This window comes from Rhodococcus sp. DT1 (genome assembly GCF_049844875.1).
Classification (GTDB): domain Bacteria; phylum Actinomycetota; class Actinomycetes; order Mycobacteriales; family Mycobacteriaceae; genus Rhodococcus.
In genome coordinates this window covers 229,866-250,976 of sequence record NZ_JBNCLW010000001.1, presented here as the reverse complement: position 1 = coordinate 250,976, position 21,111 = coordinate 229,866, and the positions used below count along the sequence as shown (strand labels likewise).

18 protein-coding genes are annotated in these 21,111 nt (G+C 66.4%); 6 read left to right on the top strand and 12 right to left on the bottom strand.

Annotation, left to right across the window (positions count from 1 at the left end):
- Positions 1–43 precede the first annotated feature (43 nt).
- Complete coding sequence (locus tag ACLQ3J_RS01135) at positions 44–1,561, top strand: class I adenylate-forming enzyme family protein (protein ID WP_425901958.1); 1,518 nt, start codon at positions 44–46, stop codon at positions 1,559–1,561.
- 46 nt (positions 1,562–1,607) lie between these two features.
- Positions 1,608–2,384 carry an SDR family NAD(P)-dependent oxidoreductase gene (locus ACLQ3J_RS01130; RefSeq protein WP_367113049.1) on the top strand — a complete coding sequence of 259 codons (777 nt, stop codon included), beginning with the start codon at positions 1,608–1,610 and terminating at the stop codon, positions 2,382–2,384.
- Here ACLQ3J_RS01130 and ACLQ3J_RS01125 read toward each other — a convergent pair.
- The 6 genes from ACLQ3J_RS01125 to ACLQ3J_RS01100 form a co-directional block, all read right to left on the bottom strand.
- The gene (locus tag ACLQ3J_RS01125) at positions 2,345–3,430 is read right to left on the bottom strand and encodes an ABC transporter ATP-binding protein (protein WP_425901957.1); all 1,086 of its coding nucleotides are present in this window, start codon (positions 3,428–3,430) and stop codon (positions 2,345–2,347) included. The two genes, ACLQ3J_RS01130 and ACLQ3J_RS01125, sit on opposite strands and share 40 nt — an antisense overlap.
- On the bottom strand, positions 3,430–4,557 hold the full coding sequence (locus ACLQ3J_RS01120; protein WP_425901955.1) for an ABC transporter ATP-binding protein: 1,128 nt from the start codon (positions 4,555–4,557) through the stop codon (positions 3,430–3,432). The genes ACLQ3J_RS01125 and ACLQ3J_RS01120 overlap by 1 nt, the downstream gene beginning before the upstream one ends.
- On the bottom strand, positions 4,554–5,459 hold the full coding sequence (locus ACLQ3J_RS01115) for an ABC transporter permease (protein WP_425901953.1): 906 nt from the start codon (positions 5,457–5,459) through the stop codon (positions 4,554–4,556). The genes ACLQ3J_RS01120 and ACLQ3J_RS01115 overlap by 4 nt, the downstream gene beginning before the upstream one ends.
- On the bottom strand, positions 5,456–6,418 hold the full coding sequence (locus ACLQ3J_RS01110; RefSeq protein ID WP_425901951.1) for an ABC transporter permease: 963 nt from the start codon (positions 6,416–6,418) through the stop codon (positions 5,456–5,458). Before ACLQ3J_RS01110 ends, ACLQ3J_RS01115 begins: the two co-directional genes overlap by 4 nt.
- A 96-nt stretch (positions 6,419–6,514) precedes the next feature.
- Positions 6,515–8,065, bottom strand: a complete 1,551-nt coding sequence (locus ACLQ3J_RS01105) for an ABC transporter substrate-binding protein (protein WP_425901950.1) — start codon at positions 8,063–8,065, stop codon at positions 6,515–6,517.
- A 70-nt stretch (positions 8,066–8,135) separates the two neighbouring features.
- Entirely contained in the window at positions 8,136–9,707 is a 1,572-nt protein-coding gene (locus tag ACLQ3J_RS01100) for an ABC transporter substrate-binding protein (RefSeq protein ID WP_425901949.1), read from the bottom strand.
- Between the two features lie 278 nt (positions 9,708–9,985).
- On the opposite strand from ACLQ3J_RS01100, the gene ACLQ3J_RS01095 reads away from it, so the two are divergent.
- The 3 genes from ACLQ3J_RS01095 to ACLQ3J_RS01085 are packed head-to-tail and all read left to right on the top strand — an operon-like array spanning position 9,986 to position 13,908.
- Positions 9,986–10,969, top strand: a complete 984-nt coding sequence (locus ACLQ3J_RS01095) for an MDR family oxidoreductase (RefSeq protein ID WP_425901948.1) — start codon at positions 9,986–9,988, stop codon at positions 10,967–10,969.
- Between the two features lie 13 nt (positions 10,970–10,982).
- Entirely contained in the window at positions 10,983–12,179 is a 1,197-nt protein-coding gene (locus ACLQ3J_RS01090) for an FAS1-like dehydratase domain-containing protein (protein ID WP_425901946.1), read from the top strand.
- 25 nt (positions 12,180–12,204) lie between these two features.
- Positions 12,205–13,908, top strand: a complete 1,704-nt coding sequence (locus ACLQ3J_RS01085) for a class I adenylate-forming enzyme family protein (RefSeq protein ID WP_425901944.1) — start codon at positions 12,205–12,207, stop codon at positions 13,906–13,908.
- A gap of 59 nt (positions 13,909–13,967) precedes the next feature.
- Here ACLQ3J_RS01085 and ACLQ3J_RS01080 read toward each other — a convergent pair whose 3' ends face one another.
- Entirely contained in the window at positions 13,968–15,146 is a 1,179-nt protein-coding gene (locus tag ACLQ3J_RS01080) for a lipase family protein (protein ID WP_425901942.1), read from the bottom strand.
- A 59-nt stretch (positions 15,147–15,205) separates the two neighbouring features.
- On the opposite strand from ACLQ3J_RS01080, the gene ACLQ3J_RS01075 reads away from it, so the two are divergent.
- On the top strand, positions 15,206–15,847 hold the full coding sequence (locus tag ACLQ3J_RS01075) for a TetR/AcrR family transcriptional regulator (protein ID WP_425901941.1): 642 nt from the start codon (positions 15,206–15,208) through the stop codon (positions 15,845–15,847).
- A 37-nt stretch (positions 15,848–15,884) separates the two neighbouring features.
- On the opposite strand, the gene ACLQ3J_RS01070 is transcribed toward ACLQ3J_RS01075, so the two are convergent.
- From ACLQ3J_RS01070 to ACLQ3J_RS01050, 5 genes are read right to left on the bottom strand one after another with little or no spacing between them, the layout of a single operon-like run.
- On the bottom strand, positions 15,885–16,976 hold the full coding sequence (locus tag ACLQ3J_RS01070) for an acyl-CoA dehydrogenase family protein (protein ID WP_296550855.1): 1,092 nt from the start codon (positions 16,974–16,976) through the stop codon (positions 15,885–15,887).
- On the bottom strand, positions 16,973–18,169 hold the full coding sequence (locus tag ACLQ3J_RS01065; protein WP_425901939.1) for an acyl-CoA dehydrogenase family protein: 1,197 nt from the start codon (positions 18,167–18,169) through the stop codon (positions 16,973–16,975). The genes ACLQ3J_RS01070 and ACLQ3J_RS01065 overlap by 4 nt, the downstream gene beginning before the upstream one ends.
- Positions 18,166–18,963, bottom strand: a complete 798-nt coding sequence (locus tag ACLQ3J_RS01060; RefSeq protein ID WP_296550853.1) for an enoyl-CoA hydratase/isomerase family protein — start codon at positions 18,961–18,963, stop codon at positions 18,166–18,168. Before ACLQ3J_RS01060 ends, ACLQ3J_RS01065 begins: the two co-directional genes overlap by 4 nt.
- Complete coding sequence (locus ACLQ3J_RS01055; RefSeq protein WP_296550852.1) at positions 18,960–19,913, bottom strand: acyl-CoA dehydrogenase family protein; 954 nt, start codon at positions 19,911–19,913, stop codon at positions 18,960–18,962. The genes ACLQ3J_RS01060 and ACLQ3J_RS01055 overlap by 4 nt, the downstream gene beginning before the upstream one ends.
- Positions 19,910–21,082 (bottom strand): acyl-CoA dehydrogenase family protein, encoded by a 1,173-nt coding sequence (locus tag ACLQ3J_RS01050; protein ID WP_296550851.1) that lies wholly within the window; start codon positions 21,080–21,082, stop codon positions 19,910–19,912. The genes ACLQ3J_RS01055 and ACLQ3J_RS01050 overlap by 4 nt, the downstream gene beginning before the upstream one ends.
- Between the last annotated feature and the right edge of the window lie 29 nt (positions 21,083–21,111).

Genomic DNA, 21,111 nt, shown 5'->3' with positions numbered 1-21,111 from the left:
ACTATCAGATGAATCTTTACAAGGATAGTGGTATGACTGGGTGGTGGACAGAACCAGCGCCCTCTCGGGCACGATCGACACGGTGCTCGACTCCGCCCTTTCGTCCCACCCGGACGCACCGGCGATCGAGGCCGCCTCGGGAGTGTGGTCGTACGCCGAACTCGACGACCAGGCCCGACGCGCCGCAGGGGCATTGTGGACACTCGGCGTCCGGCCCGGCGACCGGGTGGCAGCGTGCCTGCCCAACGACCTCGACATCGTCGCGGCCTTCCACGGAGCACAACGCGTCGGCGCGGTCTGGGCCGGGATCGGCGAAGCACTCTCCGCCGCAGAGCAACAGAACCTGCACGACATCTGCGCGCCGGCCGTGGTGCTCGCCGGACCCCAGTACAAGGCCGGCGGGTCGCGGTGTGTCGGCCCCGATCGCTGGGCCGACCTCCTCGCCGCCGACCACGAGTACCCGCCCCTCACCCACGATCTCGATCAGCCCGCCGGAATCGCCTTCACCAGCGGGACTTCCGGGACACCGAAAGCCGTCGTGCACAGCCAGCGCAACCTTCTCTTGCCCGGAGCAGTGCTGGTCGCCACCCGGGGCTGGGGCCGGGAACTTCGCAAGGGAGACAGCTTCCCGCTGACGATTCTCAATCTCATGGTGCTCTCCACCCTGCTCACCGCACAGGCGGGCGGGTGCGCCGTGATCATGAACCGGCGCGACCTCGAGGGTGTCGCACACTGGATCTCTTCCCGCCGCGTCACCGTATGGAACGGCGCCCCGGCCCAGCTCTACGATCTCGCCGCGCGACCCGACCTGGATCTCGGTTCGCTGCGCGAGGTGTGGAGCGGCGGCAGCGACACCCCCGACGGCCTGCGCCGATCCTTCGCCGACGCACACGGCCTGATACCGCGCGTCACCTACGGTCTGACGGAAGCACCCACCGTCGTGTCCATCGACCCACCCGGCACCGCATGGCGAGCCGGAACGAGCGGACAGGTACTGCCCCAGTACGACGTCGGCGCGTACGACGACGACGGTCGCCGCCTTCCTCCCGGTGAGCCGGGTGAACTGCGGCTGACCGGCGCGACAACCGGACACTGGGCACACGCATGGACGCCGATGCTCGGTTACCTCGAGGACGGGAACATCCGGCCGCCGGAACCCGGAACCGTCCCGACCGGCGACATCGGGACCGTGGACGCCGACGGCTGGCTCACCGTCGTCGACCGTAAGAAACTCGTCATCATCCGCGGCGGAGCGAACGTCTACCCGCTCGAGGTCGAGCGCGTCATCGCCACCCATCCCGACGTCACGAAGGTCGCGGTATACCCGGTGCCGGACGACCGGCTCGGCCAGCGTGTCGCCGCGGTCATCGAAAGTTCCTCAGAACAACCGGATTTCGACGCGCTCACCGAGTTGTGCCGAAGTGAACTCTCCCCGTACAAGGTCCCCGAGATCTGGAGCCGGATCGACTGCCTGCCCGTCAACGCCATGGGCAAGATCCAGCGCGCCGGGTTGTGCGAACTCGTCCACGCACACCGGCGGCCCGCGCCGGACCGGACGTGACACTCTGCTCGTACATCGATCCACCCCCGAACCCGAGGAGCGCCCCGTGGCGTTGAACAGCGAGATCGTCACACGAATGTTCGGCCTGGAAGGCCGGGTCGCGATCGTGACCGGCGCGTCCTCCGGACTCGGCGCGACCGTCGCGGAAACCCTCGCGGGACTGGGCGCCGAGGTTGCCGTCGTGGCCCGCCGGAAAGACCGTCTCGAAGAACTCGCCGAACGGATCGGCGGCTTCGCGGTGGCCGCCGACCTGACCGATCTCGACGCGATCGGACAAGTCGTGCCGGCCGTGGCCGAGAAACTCGGACCCCCCGAAATCCTCGTGAATGCAGCCGGAAGCATGTTCACGGAGGAGCGGGCCGAGTCGGAACCGCTCGACGCGATGCGCCGTACCCTCGACCTCAACCTGCTGGCGCCGTTCCGCCTCGCACAGGACGTGTTCCCGCACATGCGCGCTGCCGGACGCGGCTCCATCGTGAACGTCTCGTCCATCAGTGGACGAGTCGGCGTCCCGGGTATCCCCCAGGCTTCTTACGCGGCAAGCAAACTCGGGCTGTCCGGTCTGACGGCCGAGCTCGCCGTCCAGTGGGCGCGACACTCGATCCGGGTGAACACGGTGGCGCCCGGCTTCTTTCGCAGCGAAATCACCGGGCCGCTCTACGACAGTGAACGCGCCTCCGAATACCTGCGGAGAAACACTCCGCTCCCGAAGGACGGAACCGCCGACGACATCGTCGGCGCGATCGTGTGGCTCGCCGGTGACGCCGGTAGTTACGTCACCGGTCAGACCGTCGTCGTGGACGGCGGGTGGACGGCGCGCTGATCTTCCCGCTGTCCGGCAGCGACGCCGACCCCCGCGGCACGGTCGGTCTCCGACGAGACGCCCTCCGGGTAATGGCATGCCACGAAATGGCCCGGACGTATCTCGCGAATCGACGGTTCCTCGGCGGCGCACGTGTCCCGGGCCGACGGGCACCTGGTGCGGAACCGGCATCCACTCGGCGGATCGACAGGTGACGGGATATCTCCGGCCGGTGCCGTGCGTTGCACCGGCGCCTCGGGATCGGGTTCGGGAACGGCGCTGATCAGAGCGCGCGTGTACGGATGCGCGGGTGCGCTGAACAGTTCGTCGGACGCTGCGACCTCACACACCTTGCCGAGATACATCACCACGACACGGTCGCTCACGTTCTTCACCACCGCGAGGTCGTGCGCGATGAAGACGAGAGTGAGCTTGTACCGGGTCTTCATGTCTTCGAGCAGGTTGATGATCTGGGCCTGGACGGACACGTCGAGCGCGGATACCGGCTCGTCGCAGATCACGAGTTCGGGATCGAGAACCATCGCCCGCGCGATCGAGATGCGCTGGCACTGTCCTCCGGAGAATTCGTGGGGCAGCCGATCCGACGCCGTATCCGGGTCGAGACCCACACGTTCGATCATCGCCCGGGTGCGAGACTCGATTTCCTCTGCCGGCGCGCCGCCCTGGATCCGCAAGCCTTCGGCCACGATGTCCTTGACCTTGCGCATCGGGTTGAGAGAGGAAATCGGATCCTGGAAGATCATCTGCAGCTTCCGGCGGTGCGCACGAAGTGCGGAGCCTCTGAGACCGACGATCTCGGATCCGTCCACGACCACCGAACCCGATGTGGGAGGCGGAAGTTGCAGGATCGCCTTCGCCACGCTCGACTTACCGCATCCCGATTCCCCGACCAGGCCGACTGTCTCTCCTCGTCTGGCGTCGAAGCTCACGTCCGAGACCGCGAAGACCCGCTCGTTGCCCTTGCCTGCATATTCGACGGTGAGGTTCCGGACGCTGAGCACCACGTCCTGGTCGTCCCGCAGATGCGCAGTTCCACTGCCGGCCATCAGATCACGTCCCTGGAATCGATTCGGGTCCCGGCCGCCGTCACACCGGCGGAGGCGTTGGCTTCTCGTGCGGTGTCACCGGCAGGCGTGCCCAGTGGATAGAAACAGGCGGCGGAATGCTGCGGTGAGTCGTCTGCGGCCTCGAGCCGGGGCGTGTCCACCAGGCACCGGGCCTGCGCCGACGGGCATCTCGGCGCGAAGCTGCACCCCGCGGGCGGGTCGATGACGGTGGGCGGCCGCCCGGGGATGGACGGCAGTCGGGTGTGGCTCGGATCGCCGAGACGCGGGATCGCGTCCATCAACGCCCGGGTGTAGGGGTGGCGCATGTGGGAGAACAACTGTCGCGTCGGGCCGGTCTCGACGACCTTTCCCGCATACATGACCGCGATGGAATCCGTGCGTCCTGCCACGACTCCGAGGTCGTGCGTGATGAGAATCATGCCCATGTCGGTCGTCGCCTGCAGATCGCCGAGCAGATCGAGGATTTGCTGCTGCACGGTGACGTCGAGCGCGGTGGTGGGTTCATCGGCGATGAGTAACTTCGGTGAGCACGCGATTGCCAGTGCGATCGTCACCCGCTGCCGCATTCCCCCCGACAGGTGGTGCGGGTACCGGCCGAACCGCGTGGCCGGCTCCGGTATGCCGACTTGCGTGAGCAACCGGATCGCCTCGGTCTTCGCTGCCCGGCGGTCGAGGCCGAGGTGGAAACGCAGTGTTTCCGTGAGTTGCTGTCCGATGGTGAGGACCGGTGTCAGTGAGGTCATCGGGTCCTGGAAGACCATCGCCAGATCCACGCCCCACAAGTGCTTGTTCCGCTTCGGTGAGACCGTGGCGAGGTCGACTCCGTCGAGCAGGATCTCGCTGCCCGGCAGGACTCGCGCGCTGGGAGCCAGGATCTTCATGATCGCGCGTGAGAGCACCGATTTTCCGGAACCCGACTCGCCGACGATGCCGAGTGTCCGTCCCGCTTCGACGCGCAGGTTCACGCCGTCGACGGCCCTGACCTGACCTCGCGGCGTGTCGAACCACACCCGCAGCCCGCGCACCTCGAGCAGCGCACCGCGGGATGACATGACACCCGGATTCTCGGCGGCGGCGTCCGCCGTCATCTCCCCTACCTCGGTCATATGGAGGACTCCCTGCCTATCCGGCCCCGCATCCAGTCGCCGAGCTTGTTGAACGAGTACACGGTCAAGAAGAAGAACAACGACGGAATCAACACGAGATGCGGGTATTCCCTGAGTGATTCACGTCCCGCGGCGAGCATCCCGCCCCAGCTCGGCGTCGGTGGCGGCACCCCCAGTCCCAGGAAGCTCAAGCTGCCTTCGGCGACCACGAGGGTGGCCATCACCACCAGGGCAAGCGACATGACGGGAAGCATCACGTTGGCGAGTAACTCCCGCAGCAGCACACGCCACGGTCCGGCCCCGAGCGCCTTTGCCGCGGTGACGAATTCGCGCTCTGCGAACGCCATGGTGTTGGCTCGTGCCACGCGTGCGAAGTTCGGTATACCCAGCAACGCGAGGCCGAGGACCAATGTCGGCAGGCCCGGCCCGAGAGCCGCTACCAGCGCGATGAGGAAGATCAGGGCAGGGAAGGACAGCAGGAAGTTGACGAGAAGCGACACGATCCGGTCCGTCACTCCACGGAAATAACCGGCGACCATGCCCACCGCGACTCCGATGACCATCGCGATAGCGGTACCGCCGATCGCGACCGCCATCGACACCCTGGCACCGTGGATGCACCGCGACAAGATGTCTCGTCCCAGCGAATCGGTTCCCAGCAGATGCGATCCCCACGAAGGTGGGGCGCTGAAGTCGTCGGTGATCTCGTTGGGGTCGGGCATCGGGAGCCAATCCGCGACCAGGGCGGCGACGACCACGGCAGCGATCCACACCGCACCGAGTACCGCGCCGTAGTCGCGTCCCCGTCTGCGCGCGGCCTTCCGGGGGGCGGGAGGGACGTCGGTCGGCGGGAGATGTTCCGTCGCGGTGCCGGTGCTGTCCTGCCGGATGACATCGGTCACGAGGCACTCACCTTCCGTACTCTCGGGTCGAGCAGCGGGTAGGCCAGGTCGACGACGGTATTGATGGACAGGTAGAGCAGCGCGCTGAGCAGAACGACCGCCTGCACCACGATGAAGTCGCGCGAGAGAATCGAATTGACGACGAGGCTGCCCATCCCCGGCAGAGAGAAGATCAGTTCCACGATCACCGTGCCCCCGATGAGCCGGCCGATCACCACACCGGACACGGTGACGAGTGAGAAGGACGACTGCCGCAGCGCGTGCCGGACGAGGATCCGCGACGTGGGCAATCCCCGGGCGCGCGCCGAGAGGACGTGATCCTGTTGCAGGGTCGCCATCATGTCGCCTTTGAGAAGCCGCGTGAACAGCACACATTCGCCCGCGGCCAAGGTCAGGACCGGAAGGGCGATGTGCGAGAGGTGCTCGACGGGATCCTCGGAGAACGGCACCCAGCCGAGTGTCGGGAGCAGACCGAGTTGCACGCCGAAGACGAACACGAGGAGGATGCCGAGAACGAAGGACGGCACGGCCAGTGTCGCCGAGGTCAACGCCGTCGCGACCCGGTCCAGACGGCCCCCGGGGCGGTAGGCCGACCAGACACCGACGGGGATCGACACCGCGAGCGCGACGAACATCGACAAGATCGCGAGTTCCAGCGATACCGGAGCACGTTCGGCGATCGAGGCCAGCACATCCGTCTGGGTGGTGAACGAACGCCCGAAATCGCCCTGGAGCACGCCACCGATCCACGAGAGGTACCGCTCCATCAGCGGATCGTCGAGACCGTAACTCGCGCGGGCGAGTTCGCGCATCTCGTCGCTCGCACCCGGTGGAACCAGACTGTCGACCGGATCGCCGGGGATCAATTCCAGCAACAGGAACACCGCCACGCTGACCATCCAGATCAGCAGCAGGAAGTTCCCTATCGGTACCGCACTTCGTCTGACGATGACGCCCACGCTCGATCAACCCCGTTCGTTCGGTGTGCCGAGTCGCGGCGGGCGCGGCCGTAGGTCACGGCCGTGCCCGCCGCACACCGCGGCAAATGTGGAGGATTACTTGTCGACCCACGCCCGATCGAGGTAGACCCCTGCGCCGCTGAGAGTGCCCGTGAGGACCAGGCCCTGCACGTATCCCGGAGTGAAGATGTACCCGGTCTGGTAGCGCCAGTTCCGCAGCGGCGCGTCGTTGGAGATCTCACCGTTGATCACCCTGTACGCCTCGGCGACCACGTCCGGATCCTTCGATGCCCGGCTCGCGTCGAGAGCCTCGTCCACCTTCGGATTCGAGTACCCGGTGATGTTGTTCGTGCCGTCCGAGTGGAACGTGTCGTAGATGGCGTCCATATGCTGCGACAACGTCGCGGCGATCCCCATCTGGTATCGGCCCGAACGTAGAACACCTTGCAGGGTTGCGTAATCCATCGAGTCGATCTCGACTCGCACGCCGTCGAGTTGCTGCACCTGCGACTGGATGAGCTGGGCGACCTGCTCGAGCGCGGGCAGGCCGGCGAACGTGCTCAGCCGCAACGTGAGGTCGCTCTTCCCGGTCTTCGCCAGGTACTCGTCGAGCAGGGCCTGCGCTTCGGGAAGATTCTTCTCGGGGAAGGTGCCCAAATCGTCGTCGCGATACGCGCTGTCCGGGAACAGAAATGCGTCCACGGGGTCGTCGCCGGGGTACACGGCGCTGTTGATCTGCGCGCTGTCGAACGTCTTCAGCACTGCGAGCCGGAGTTGCGGGTCCTTGAGGTCCGGGTCCTCGAAATTGAAGTTCAGTCCCGTTCCCCCGACCAGTGGCAGCGCATGGACCGTGAATCCCTCGGCTTCGACCGCTCTGGCGTCCTTGGAGAGCAGCGACCAGTTGATGTCGATCTCTCCGGATCGTAAGGCGTTGAGGCGCTGATCGTCCTGGCCGATCACTTTCAGGACGAAGCTGTCGAGGTACGGCGCGCCTTCGTCCCAGTACTCGGGGTTGGCCGTGAACCTGGCCTCGGAGTTGCGTGTCCATTTCTCGAGGAGAAACGGGCCGGCGCCGATCGGGGCGTTGCCGAAGTCGGCGCCGAGTTGGGTGATGGCGGTGGGTGACCCGATCATGCCCATCCCCTGCGCAAGCGCCCACGGCAACTGGTAGTTCGGTTCGCCCGAGACCACCTCGACCGTGAGCGGATCGATCACCCTCCAGGTCAGCGGCGCCGCGATCCGGGCGGACGGCGAGAGATTCGCGGGGTCCTTGACGCGGTCCCAGTTGAATACGACGGCGTCGGCGTCGAACGGTGTGCCGTCGCTGAATCGCACACCGTCGCGCAGTGTCAGGGTCCAGGTGATGCCGTCCTCCGACTCGAACGACGACGCCATCGCGGGTACGAACTGTTCTTCCTCGGTGTCGAAGCGGAGCAGGGTTCCGAATACGGGCAGGCATCGGTCGAACGCATGGGTTGCGCACCAGACCGGGTCCATCGTCTGGCCCTCGACGTTGACGGCCATCACCAGTTCGCCGCCGCGGACCGGTGTTTCGGACCCGGCGCCGTCGTTCCCCGACGCCCCGCCGCTACCGCAACCGGCTGCCACCATGACCGATGCGACGGCCACCAGCAATGGACGTGGCATTCTTCGCCAGTTCACTGTCACTTTTGTTTGCTCCTGTCATTGGTTCTGGCCGGTGCGGTAGCGATGGGGACTACTCGGTGACCCAGATCTCCTCGGGCAACGGCGATCCGAGTGCGTAGACGTCGACTCCCTGCACGTTCTGTCCCCACACGACTGCGGGCACCGCGCGGTAGTACCAGATGCCCGGATTCAGCTCGACCAGGCGCTCCTGGACCGTTTCGTAGGCCGCCGTGCGCTCTTCGACGGTCACACCGATGCGGCCGGCGTCCAGTGCTGCGTTGAGTTCCGCGTCGTCGACACCGACTGTGTTGCCGGACGAGTCCTTGTGAAAGGCCAGCCACAGCGGGTTGTCGGGATCCTGGATGACGGCCGACGAAATGAGCATGTCGAAGTCGCGTGCGCCGGTGCGGGCCGTTGCCTGGGCATAGTCGACGACGTCCACCTTCGCCTCGACGTTCTGGAACGCGCTCAGCTGTGCCTGCAGAGCCTCGCCGAGCGTCCGGCTCTCCGTCGTCGGGTAGGACAAGAACGTGAACGAGACGGGTTTGCCTTCGGCGGCCAACTCGTCGAACAGTTTCTGCGCGGCGGCCGGGTCGGTTTCCTTGAGCGGGATGTCACTGAAGAACTGTGAGCTCTCCTCGAAGAGAGTCTCCGGGATCTGACCTTCGTCGTTGTAGACGGCCGTGTTGATCGCATCGAGGTCCACAGCGAGGGACACCGCCCGGCGTGCACGTGCGTCGTCGAAGGGAGCGCGTGCGAAGTTCATGCCCACGAACTGCCCGCCACCTGTCGGGACGACCTCGGTGTTGAGCCCTGCGGCTTCGACCTTGTTCAGGCTCGCCCAGTTCGTTTCGGACGCCAGATCTGCGGCGCCGGTCGTCATCGCGTTCACGCGCTGGTTCGTGTCACTCACGGTCCGGATGGTGAGAGTGTCCAGATACGGCTTCGGCGCGTCCCAGTAATCGGGGTTCTTGGTCAGTTCGATCGCATCCTGGCGCGTCCACGATGTCAGGGTGAAGGGACCCGCACCGACAGGGTTCGCATCGAACTCGCCCGGCCCCTTGGCCAATGCTGCCGGCGACGCGATCCAGTTCAGCGAACTCCCCACGATGGACTGCGCATAGTGCGGGTTGGGGGATCTCATCGTGATCTGCAGTGTGGTCGGATCTTCGACACGCGTCTCGGCGATCTGGGCCGCCCACCGGCCGGACGTCGAGCCCAGGGCCGGATCGACGAGGCGATCCCAGTTGAACTTCACCGCAGCAGCATCGAGCGGGGTGCCGTCCGTGAACACGAGGTCGGGCCGGAGTTTCAGAGTGAACGTGGCTCCACCGTCGGTGGTCGAGAAGTCGGTGGCCATCTTGTACTCGATGTCGAGCGACTCGACATCGTTGATCATCAATGTTCCGTACAGCGCGTTGCCGAGGGTGGGCTGGAACGCCCAATAGTTGGTCAGGGCCGCAGGATCGAGCGAACGTGGCTCGCCGGTCTGCAGGACGGTGAGCGAGCCGCCCGAGACCGGGTCACCCGCCTCGGTGGTCGACGCGCCCGCGTCGGAACTCGACTCGCCACACGAGGTCAGCAGCAGCGCCGCGGCGCATGCCGCGGCTACCGCGGGCAGGAAACGTCTGTGTCGGAACATGGGGACCTCTCGATGGAGACGGAACAGCCGGGATGAGGCACACGGTGCGCGGGTCGGTGGGCAGGAAATCCGGGTGCTTTCGGTGCATGACGGCTCTCGCCGCGCAGAAACGATTCCCACACTCGAACACGATGCATCGTGACGACGATCACAGGGAGTATCACCGGTCGAGCCCGAACATTCAAGTATTGCCATCCTTGTAATGATTGAAGTACGGTGCGGTCGGAGTGCAACGTCCGAACGCACCTCGGGCGTCCCAAGGAAGGAAGTCTCTACAGATGTTTTCGGCACTAGTGATCGAAAAGGGCGACGCCGGCCAGACGGTAACCCTGAAGAACCTCGAGGACAGCGATCTCCCCGACGGCGACGTCACCATCGACGTGGAATACTCCACACTGAATTTCAAGGACGCACTGGCGATCACCGGCAAATCCCCGGTGGTGCGCAAGTTCCCGATGGTCCCCGGAATCGACCTTGCGGGCGTCGTCACCGATAGCGCCCATGCAGACTGGTCGCCGGGAGACCGGGTCGTCCTCAACGGCTGGGGGGTCGGCGAAACCCATTGGGGCGGACTGGCTCAGCGGGCGCGACTCCGCGGAGACTGGCTCGTCCCCCTGCCCGACGAATTCACGGCCCGGCAAGCGATGGCAATCGGCACCGCCGGTTACACGGCGAGCCTGTGCGTGGAGGCTCTCCTGAACTTCGGTATCACCCCGGATCAAGGCGAAATTCTCGTCACCGGCGCGACAGGCGGTGTCGGCAGCGTCGCGATCGCTCTGCTCACCAAGGCCGGATTCACCGTGGCGGCCGCGACGGGAAAGACGTCCGAAGCCGACTACCTCCAGCAGCTCGGTGCGTCCACCGTCGTCGACCGCGCGGACCTGTCCGGACCGGGCAAGCCGATGCAGAAGGAGCGCTGGGCAGGCGTCGTCGATACAGCCGGCAGCCATACACTCGCGAACGCGTGTGCGCAGACACGCTACGGCGGTGCCGTGGCCGCCTGCGGACTGGCACAGGGCATGGATTTCCCGGCCTCGGTCGCGCCGTTCATCCTGCGCGGCGTGTCCCTGCTCGGAATCGACAGCGTGATGGCGCCACGCGAGCGGCGCGTCACCGCGTGGGCTCGCCTGTCCCGCGATCTCGACGCGACCGCACTCGACGCCATCGCCCGGGAAGTGTCGCTGAAAGAAGCGATCACCGCGGCGGACCACCTCATGGACGGCACGGTGCGCGGGCGCATCGTCGTCGACGTCAATCGATAATCGGGGAGTACAGATGAGCAAGAAGTCCTCAGCGCCGGAAACCGTGGAACTGGACCTGTCCGACGTGGAACACCGCGTCGGCAAGCCGGTCGGCGGTGGGCAACTCTGGGATCCGTGCAGCACGTCCGACATTCGGCGTTGGGCCATGGCGATGGACAATCCCAATCCCCTGCACTGGAACGAGACGTTCGCGCGCGAATCCAAGTTCGGAGGCCTGGTCGCGCCCCAGTCCATCGCGGTGGCTCTCGACTTCGGGCACGGCGCCGCACCCGCGTGTGTCGGCTACATCCCGAACAGCCACCTGATCTTCGGCGGCGAGGAATGGTGGTTCTACGGAGTCCCGGTCCGCCCCGGCGACAAGCTCTTCCAGGATCGCCGCTTCCACGACTACAAGGTCACGGAAACAAAATTCGCGGGCCCCACGATGTTCTCGCGTGGCGACACCACGCACACCAATCAGCACGGCGCCCTGGTCGCCCGTGAACGTTCCACCGCGATCCGCTATCTCTCCGCCGAAGCCACCAAGCGTGGCATGTACGAGAATCAGCTCGGCGAGATCAAGAAGTGGACCAACGAGGAACTTCTGGAGATCGAGGCCCTGCGCCACGAATGGCTGTTGTCCAACTGGGCGGGCACGTCCCCGCACTTCGACGAGGTCAAGGTCGGCGACACCCTCCCCCGCCGCGTGATCGGACCGCACAGCATCTCCACCTTCACCACGGAATACCGGGCGTTCCTCTTCAACATCTGGGGCACGTTCGAATGGGTGGCACCGGAGGGCGTCGAGGATCCGTGGATCAACCAGGATCCGGGCTGGGTCGAAGGATTCGGCTTCGACGAAGAAGGCGCCATGATCGACCCGCGCAAGCGGGACGGCTTGTACGTGGGCCCGTCGCGCGGGCACATCGACGCCGAGAAGGCCGGCGAGGTCGGCATGGCCCGGGCCTACGGCTACGGCGCGACGATGGGTGCGTGGTGTACCGACTTCTTGGCCAACTGGGCCGGGCACGAAGGCATGGTGCGCCACATCAAGTCGGACTTCCGCGGGCCGGCCTTCGAGGGCGATGTCACGTACTTCGACGCCGAGGTCGTCGGCAAGGAGACCGACACCACGTGGGGTGTCCCTCTCGTCCAGATCAAGCTGCGCCTGACCAATCAGGACGGCAACGTCCTCGTCTCCTCCACCGCCGAGGTCGAGCTGCCGCTCTGACGGCACCGCAGACAAGGGAATCATCATGAGCACTGGGACGAACACGGAAGTGGTGGAGTCCGTTTCGATCGTGTCGGGACCTCCGCTCAGCGAAGAGCCCGGTCTGGGTGCCCTCACCCTGCCCGGTTTCCTGGGCGAAGTGACAGAGTTGTACAGCGACCGGGAAGCCCTCGTGATGCACGACGCGGACGGCACCACACGCTGGACCTATGCCGACCTGTGGGAACGCGCCATCGAGGTGGCACGGGCACTGCGCGGCGTCGGACTCACCAAGGACGGCCGCGTCGGTGTGTTGATGACGAACCGGCCCGAATGGATCGCGGCGGTGTTCGGCACCTCCCTCGCGGGAGGCGTCGCCGTCACGTTGAGCACCTTCTCGACCCCGGCCGAACTCGACTACATGCTCGAGACGTCGGGAGTGTCGGTGCTGTTGTTCGAGCGCACCGTGCTCAAAACGGATTTCGCCGCTGCCCTGGCCGGTCTGGAACCGCAGATCGGCACCACGACGTCCGGCGTGGTGCAGTCGGCGAAGTACCCGTTCCTGCGGTACGTCGCCATGGTCGGCTCCCCCGACGGAGTCGCGTCGCTTCCGTCGTGGGAGGAATTCCTCGCCCACGGTGAGGCACAGCCGCGCGCACTGGTGGAAGCCTCCGCGGCGGCTGTGCGGCCCAGTGACGTCGCCGTGCTGTTCTTCTCCTCCGGTTCGACGAGCAAGCCGAAGGGGATTCTCAGTGCCCACCGCGGCGTGAGTATCCAGATGTGGCGCTTCCGGCGCATGTACCGATTCGCACCGGAACACAACATCCGATGCTGGACGGCCAACGGCTACTTCTGGTCCGGAAACTTCGCGATGGCGTTGGGCAACACCCTCGCCAGCGGCGGCTGCCTGGTGCTGCAACCGACGTTCGATCCCGTGGAAGCACTCGACCTCATCGAGCGGGAGCAGGTGAACTTCCCGTTCGCCTGGCCGCACCAGTGGGCCCAACTCGTGGGCGCACCCAACTGGGACAATGCCGATCTGAGCAGTCTGCTCTACGTCGACTTCAACACCCCCGTCGCGCGGCACCCCACGGTGACCGCCGAGTGGTACGAGCCGGGGCACGCGTACGGCAACACCGAAACGTTCACCATCAGCGCGTGTTACCCCGCCAACACCCCGCCCGAGGTCGCGGCCGGCAGCAGCGGTGAACCACTGCCCGGCGTGACGATCGAGATTGTCGAACCACTGACCGGTGCAGTTCTGCCACGCGGCGAGCGGGGTGAAATCTGCGTCAAGAGCCCCACGCTGATGCTCGGATACGTCGGCACACCTCTCAGTGAGACCGTCGACGAGCACGGGTTCTTCCACACCGGAGACGGCGGCTACCTCGACGAGGCGGGCCGGTTGTTCTGGGAAGGCCGGCTCACCGACATCATCAAGACCGGCGGCGCGAATGTGTCACCGCTCGAGGTGGACGAGGCACTCGTCGCGCATCCCGGGGTGAAGGTCGCCCGCACCGTCGGCGTTCCGCACGACACGCTCGGCGAGGTCGTCGTCTCGTGCATCGTGGCGCACTCCGGCGCGGACCTCGATGTCGACGGGATCCGGTCGTACCTGCGGGAGCGACTCGCGAGCTACAAGGTTCCGCGCGAAGTGCTGTTCTTCGACGAGGACGAGATCAGCTTGACGGGTAGCGCGAAAATCAAGTCGAACGAGATCCGGGACCTGGCTGTCGCGCGTCTCGGGTGACGGAACTTTGGTAGCTTTCTGCCCGCTGAGCGGGCAGAAAGCTACCAAAGTTGAGGGTGTCAGCCGCAGGTCGGCTCCGGAACGTTTCCGGTCCGCGCCCGATCGACGAAAGCCTTCACCTCCGGTAGCGATTCCTCCAGCACACCGCGATGGTCGGCGCCGTCGTAGACGCTGTAGGTCAGTGCGGCACCGTTGCTGCACAACACTTCCGTGATCCGGTCGGTGGCGGCCCGGGAGACGAGGACATCCGCGGTGCCCTGCACGACCAGTGTCGGCACGACCGGGGTGAGTGACTCGAGTTCCTGGGTCGCGTAGTACTCCCCGATACGGCTCAACTCGGCGTCCGGCGCGAACAGGTTGTCCACGGGAACCGTGTCAGCCACAGCACGCACATCGTCCATGCACCCGGTGCGGGCAGCGGCGAGCAACGGTCGCGCCGTGTCGGTGAGCATCGCATCGGCCGACAGGGTCGGATCGGCCGCCTCGGCACCCAGCAGAAGGACCGGCAGGAAACTCAAGGCCTGCTCGATCCCCGGGCCGCCGGACACGAAGAATCCCGCGACGTCGCTGGTCCTACTCCCGGGTGCGAGCACCACTGCCGATTGCAGTTCGAGTTCCGGAGCGCGGTCGAGGCCACCGGCAGCCGTGTACAAGGCGGCGTGCCCACCTTGACTGTGCCCCATCACGGTCCACCGACTTCCGACGCCGGCATCGAGTTCCCGTGCCGCACGCACGATGTCGACGACCGAATTCCTTGCGCTCTCGCCGTTCATGTAGGGATGCTCGCCGGGCGTACCGAGCCCTTCGTAATCGGTCTGGACTACGACGTAGCCGTCGGCGACCCAGCGATCGAGCATCGCACCCGCTCTCGAGACATAACTGTGTGCGGGTCCGCCGGCCGTGTCGGCCGACGGAGCGCACGCGTCACCGATCCCCGTCGTGCCGTGTGCCCAGCTGACAACCGGCCATCCGCCTTCCGGAGCATCGCCTCGCGGGATCGCGACAGTGCCGGACACCAGGACCGGCTGTCCGGCGGCGCCCTCGGACACGTAGGTGATCAACTCGGTGCGTACCGCGCTCGGCAGCGCCGCAGCGGTGGCCAGCGGCCGGTGGGTGACCAACGATCCGGGCGAGACCTCACCTCCTTCCGCGGATTCGCCGTTCGCGCACCCCGCGAGGCCCAGCATCGAGGCGAGCACGAAGGCCCCGAGGACGGAACGGGTGGAGGAGTCGTTCATGGAGCTCCCTAAGAAGAACGTATTAATATTTCAGGTGAGCTTCTTAGTACAGTAGGTGAATGGCAGTGTCAACAGGTCGCCTCGCTCTTCTGGACGCGGCGGAGAAACTGGTCGCCCTCAAGGGGATTCACGGGACGTCCGCGCGCGAACTCACCAAAGCCGCGGGTCAGCGGAACAACTCCGCGATTACCTACCACTTCGGATCGTGGCACGGACTGCTCGACGCGGTCTGGAGCCGGCATGCGCCGCGGGTCAACATCGAACGCGCCACGCTCGTGGAAGTCGCCGAACGCGACGCGCCACCCACACTAGAGCGCCTCGTCTACGCGTACGTCCACCCGATCGCCACAGAGGTCGCTCGTGGGAACCCGAGCTACTGGGCGCGTTTCAACGAGCAGTGGCTCGCTGCCGCACCGCTCGAATTTCTTACCGTTCCCGCGCCGGACGACGCCGGAGCCGACTACTACCCCAGCGATGAGTCACTCGACGTGCTGACTGCTCTTCTGACCCGGATCGCAGAAAGACTCGACCTCCCCGATGGCGACGCCCGACGCCGGGTGGGGTTGATGGTGCGCTTCGTCATCGGCTCGTTCGCCACCTGGGAGCGCGCCGGGGACTCGGGCGCCACACCGGACCTGACGACATTCGAAACCGAAGTCCTCGACATCGCGTGCGCGATGCTTCGTGTACCTCAGCGGTGAGAGGTGGACGCTCGGCGACCACCAACACTCCTCGATGTCATCGGGTTCCGGCCCGGTACCGTTCCGCCACACGCGCGCGATGCAGCGCAGGTGAGCCGAACAGCGAACGGTTGAGCGTCGCCCGCTTGAGGTACACGTGGATACCGCTCTCCCAGGTGTATCCCATACCGCCGTGCAATTGCATTGCCTTACCGGCAATCTCGACTGCTCCGGCACAGGCATAGGACTTCGCCATCGATGCCGCGACCGACGCGTCCGCGTCCCTGCCCGCGATGCCGCGCACGGCCGCGTCGACGAGCCTGCGCGCGACTGTCACCTGAACGAGCATGTCGGCGCACGCGTGCTTGACGGCCTGGAAGGAACCGATCTTGCGGCCGAACTGTTCCCGCGTGCCGGCGTAGGCGACCGTGGCCTCGAGCATCGCCTCGCTCAGACCCAGGCTGTCGCATGCCACCGCCACCGCGGCCCGGTCGTGAAGGTGCCCGATCGCCTCCAGGGGGTCGCCGCGGAATCGCCACACCGACTCGGAGGGAACGCGTAACTCTGCCGCCAGGACGGAACCGAAACTGCGGGAAGCGTCGATCACCGGTTGCTCGGTGACCATCAGCCCGGGAGTTCGCCGATCCACGTCGACGACCACGACCGTCCCGTCGGGTTCCTCGGCGGGCACGAGAATCCGGTCCGCTCCCGGCGCCCCGAGAACGAAGGGTGCCGTGCCGTCGAGAACTGCGCCGCCCGGCACGTACGCGAGACGGAAAGGCACCCGACCCGTGGGCTCACCTGCTGCGGCGAAAACCGGAACAGAGGTCCCCGCGACGGTGTCGCGAAGCATCCGGTCACGATTCGCGGACGGCTCGAGCAGACCGAGCGCCCCCATCGCCAGTACTGCGACCGCCGGGTACCCGCCGGGGGCGGCGGCACGACCGATCTCGCGGAGGACCACCGCCACTTCCGCGAAAGACGCGTCGGCACCGTCGAACTCCCCCGGCGCCTCGAATCCCAGCCAACCGGAGCCGGCGATCGATTCCCACTCCGGCGCAGTTTCGCTTCCCGATCGGCCGAGGATGTCTCGGGCGACCGCGCGCACGTCGTCGTGGAACTCGGAAAGGTCGGTGAGCGACTCCGTCATCGGTTGCCTCTCGGTTCGTAGGGCAGGCCGAGGCCGCGTTCCCCGATGATGGTGCGCTGGATTTCGCTGGTTCCGCCCGGGATCGTCCATTCCCACGACCCGATGAAATCCAGAACCCACGCACCGGATTCCCACCCGCTCGACGACGGCTTGCGAAGCTGCGTGTGGGCCGAGAGACCGGCGATCTCGGTGCCGAAATCGGTCATGCGCTGGAGCAATTCGCTGTAATAGAGCTTGACGATCGACGCATCGGCCGGGCCGGGCCGATCATCCGCGACGAACTCGGCACACAGCGCTCGCAGTCCGGTGAGTTCGATCTCGAACTGGGCGAGTCGGTCGGCGACCAGAGGATCGTCGAGTGGCGTCGTCCCGAGCGGACCCGGTCGGGCGCACAACTCGACGAGCCACCGGAATCCGCCGTTGCCCAGCCGCTCCGCGAGTTCGAGCATGGTCATCCCGCGTTCGGCCCCGAGAGTCTCCTGTGCGACCCGCCAGCCTTCGTTCTCGGGACCGACGAGGTCGGTCGCCGGCAGTATCACGTCGTCGAGAAAGATCTCACAGAAGTGCGATTCTCCGGTCGCCTGCCGGATGGGCCGTACCTCTATTCCCGGTGTGCGCATATCCATCAGGAAGTACGAAATGCCGCGGCGCTGCGGGGCGCCGGGATCGGTGCGGGCGAGCAGGAGGCACCGATCGGCGTGCATCGCACCGCTCGCCCACAGCTTCTGCCCGTTGACGACGTACGTATCGCCGTCCTTGCGTGCGCTCGTCGTGAGCGCAGCCATATCCGATCCGGCGCCGGGTTCCGAAAACCCCTGGCACCAGATCTCTCCGTCGAGGATCGCGGGCAGGTGGCGCTCCCGCTGCGCGTCGGTGCCCGCCGCCAGCAGCGTCGATGCGGCGTGATGGATCGATACGAAGGGCAGGACCAGACGAGGCGCGTCGTGTGCGGCCAGCTCCTGATACAGCACGACCTGCTGGGCGACCGGCATCCCGCCGCCCCATTCCTTCGGCCAGTGCGGCACAGCGAATCCTGGGCCGCGCAGGGTCCGGAACCACTCCTTCTGGAATCGCACGAACTCGTCGTCCGGCACTCCGGTCTGCGCACGGCGCCAGTCGGGCGGAACGTGGTCGCGACACCAGTCGCGGACCGTGGCCCGGAATTCCGCGAGCGTAGGGGCCGCAGCCTTCATCGCGTCGGCTCCTTCTGTCTCGACGCGTTCTTCCGGAGCGCGGTCAGCCGGTCCCGATGCTCGGCGGACTGCATGGTCGCGACCTCGGCCGCGAAACCGGCCTGCATCGGACCGCCGAGCGCTTGGGACAGGTACATGTTGACCACTCGCTTCGTAGCCCGCAATGCCTGCGCGGGTTGCGCGGCGAGCCGGGCGGCGAGGCGGTGCGCCTCGGGCAACAGATCCTCGGGTGCGGTGACGCGGGTGGCGAGGCCGAGTTCGACCGCCGTGCTCGCCGTGATCTTGTCTCCGGTATAGAGATACTCCCGGGACCGCATGATCGGGGTGAGCAACGGCCAGAAGGCGGCGCCACCGTCCCCCGCGACAAGACCGACTGCCACGTGGGGATCGGCCAGGTATGCCTTCTCCGACATGAGGACGACGTCGCAGAGCACCGCGACGCTGCAGCCGAGGCCGACGGCCGGACCGTTGACCGCGGCGATCACGGGGAGCGGGAAGCGCAACATCTCGTCGATGATCTCGGCGCCCTCGCGGATGCTCTCGTCGCGCCCGACCGGATCGTCGAGGAACGACGTGATCCAGTCCAGGTCACCACCCGCACTGAAGGCGCGGCCGGCTCCGGTGAGGATCACCACCGCGGCATCGGTGTCGGCCGCCAGTTGCCGCCACACGGTCGCCAGTGCCCGGTGCAGAGTCTTGTCGACGGCGTTGAGTTCGTCGGGTCGGTTGATTTCGACGATGCGGATCGGCCCGTCGCAGGTCACGGTCAGCGCGCCCGGGAATTCGTAGTTCATCGCATCGCCTTCTCGTGAGCGTCACCGAACAATCCCGTCAGTCCACGCCGGCCGATCCGGCGGGTCAACGCGTCGAGCGTCCCGGACGGTCCCCACGGGATGCGCCGTATCGGCAAGCTGTACCGCGAGATCCAGGACAGCGTCGTCTCGTCGCAGAACCCGCTCGCGCCGTGCAACTGGTGCGCGACGCGAAACACCGTCTGTGCAGCTTCGACGGCCGCCAGGCGCAGTGCGAGCGCATCGTCGAGCGCTTCGGCGTTGCCGGCCTGGATGCTCCACAGTGTGTATTTCGCGAGTACGTCCAGTCCGGTGCGTTCGACTTCCGCCTCGGTGAGCTGGAACTGCACACCTTGAAGCGTGGCGAGCGGCGCGCCGAATTGTTCACGAAGGAGCACGTGCGAGCGCGTCAACGCCATTGCCCGGTCGAGCATTCCGAGCAGCGTCCAGCACGGCAGGGTCAGTGCGAGCGCGAGGTCGCTCGCACCGTTGTCGTCGACCGGCTGGAGGTCGAGTTGCGCGACGAATGCCGAGGTTCTCGGCGGGGTGCTCGGGGGCCTGGCCACCGCGATACTGCGCCGGCCGTCCAGCGAGACTGCAGCCCACCGTAGATCGAGACATCCGACGGGCGCCTTGGGGTCGGAGTCCGCGACGACGAGCAGTCCGTCGACGTCGAGATCGGCCGGGCGCGCCAACCGTTCCGCAACCGGGTAGGGCACCGCCCAGTAGCCCACGCTGCGGCACAGGGCGGCGGATGCCTCGAGTTCGTCGGCGTTGCCACGCGGATCGAGGTCCCACGCACCCAGCTCACCGAGCAGTGGTGCCACGGTCGTTCGGCGACGGTCGGGGTCGTTTTCGACTGCCAGAGTGAGGTCGTCACCTCCGGCCGCTTCCAGTGCTCGGACCACTTCGCGTCCGTAGTCTGTTGCTTCCGTGCTCAGGTCCGTGTTCATGATGCCGCCAGAAGGGTTCGGGCCAGCAGGATCCGCTGCATCTCGATGCTTCCCGATGCCACGGTGGCTGCTTGTGAATACCGCCAGTGATCTTCGACCGCGCGCCGGAACCACTTGGCGGTGTCGTCGTCGAATCCGTTCGCATCGTCGTCGGGCGGTGTGGCGTAGGCGGCTATCTCGGTGAGCACCTCGGCGCTGTCCTGATCGAGGGTGGTCACGGCGATCCGATATGCCGCCGCGTCGCCCGGTTGCACGTCGCCGCCGCTTTGCAGCGACACCACCCGGTAGGCGAGTAGCCGGGCACGACGGCAATGGGTGAGCATCCTGGCCCAGCGTGCTTTCAGTTCGTCCGGCACATCGTCCCACCGGTCGCCGAGGACCGACGGCGCCGCCTGCAGGAGACGCTCGCATCGGGCGTACCGGGCGATGCCCACCCGTTCGTAGGCGAGCACTTCCTGCACCACTTTCCAGCCCTCGTCCACCGTGCCGAGAACATCGGCGTCGGTGACACGGAGGTTGTCGAAGAACACTTCGTTGAGGTGATGGGGCCCGAGCATGGCGCGGATGGGCCGGACCTCGATGGCAGGATCTGACATCGGCACGAGGAACACGGTGAGGCCCTGCTGCTTCCGCGCGCCGGTCGAGGTTCGCGCCAGCAGGAAACACCACTGCGCCATCGTGGCGTAGGAGGTCCAGATCTTCTGGCCTGAGATGAGCCACCCGTCGCCGTCACGGCGCGCAGCGGTCCGCAACGAGGCGAGATCCGATCCGGATCCCGGTTCACTGAACCCTTGGCACCAGATTGCCTCGCCCCGCGCGATGGGCGGCAGATGGGTGCTCTGCTGGTCTGCTGTCCCGTGACGCATTATCGTCGGTCCCACCCAGTTCACGCCCATATACTGTGCGCCCCTGGGCTCGTGGTGCGCCCACATCTCTTCGCGGACCACCGTCTGCTCCCAGATCGACGCTCCACGACCGCCGAATTCCTCGGGCCACGTCATGCACAGCAGGCCACGGTCGGCGAGGAGCCGGCAGAACGCCTGTGCCGCTTCGAGATCGGCAGGGTCGTCCGTGAACGCGCCGAGAAAGTGCGAGGGGACGTGCTCGTGTACCAGCCGGCGCAGCTCACTCCGGAGTTCCGGGGCCGCCCCACCCATCGTGAAGTCCATGCCCGGACATTACGACAATCCTAACAAGG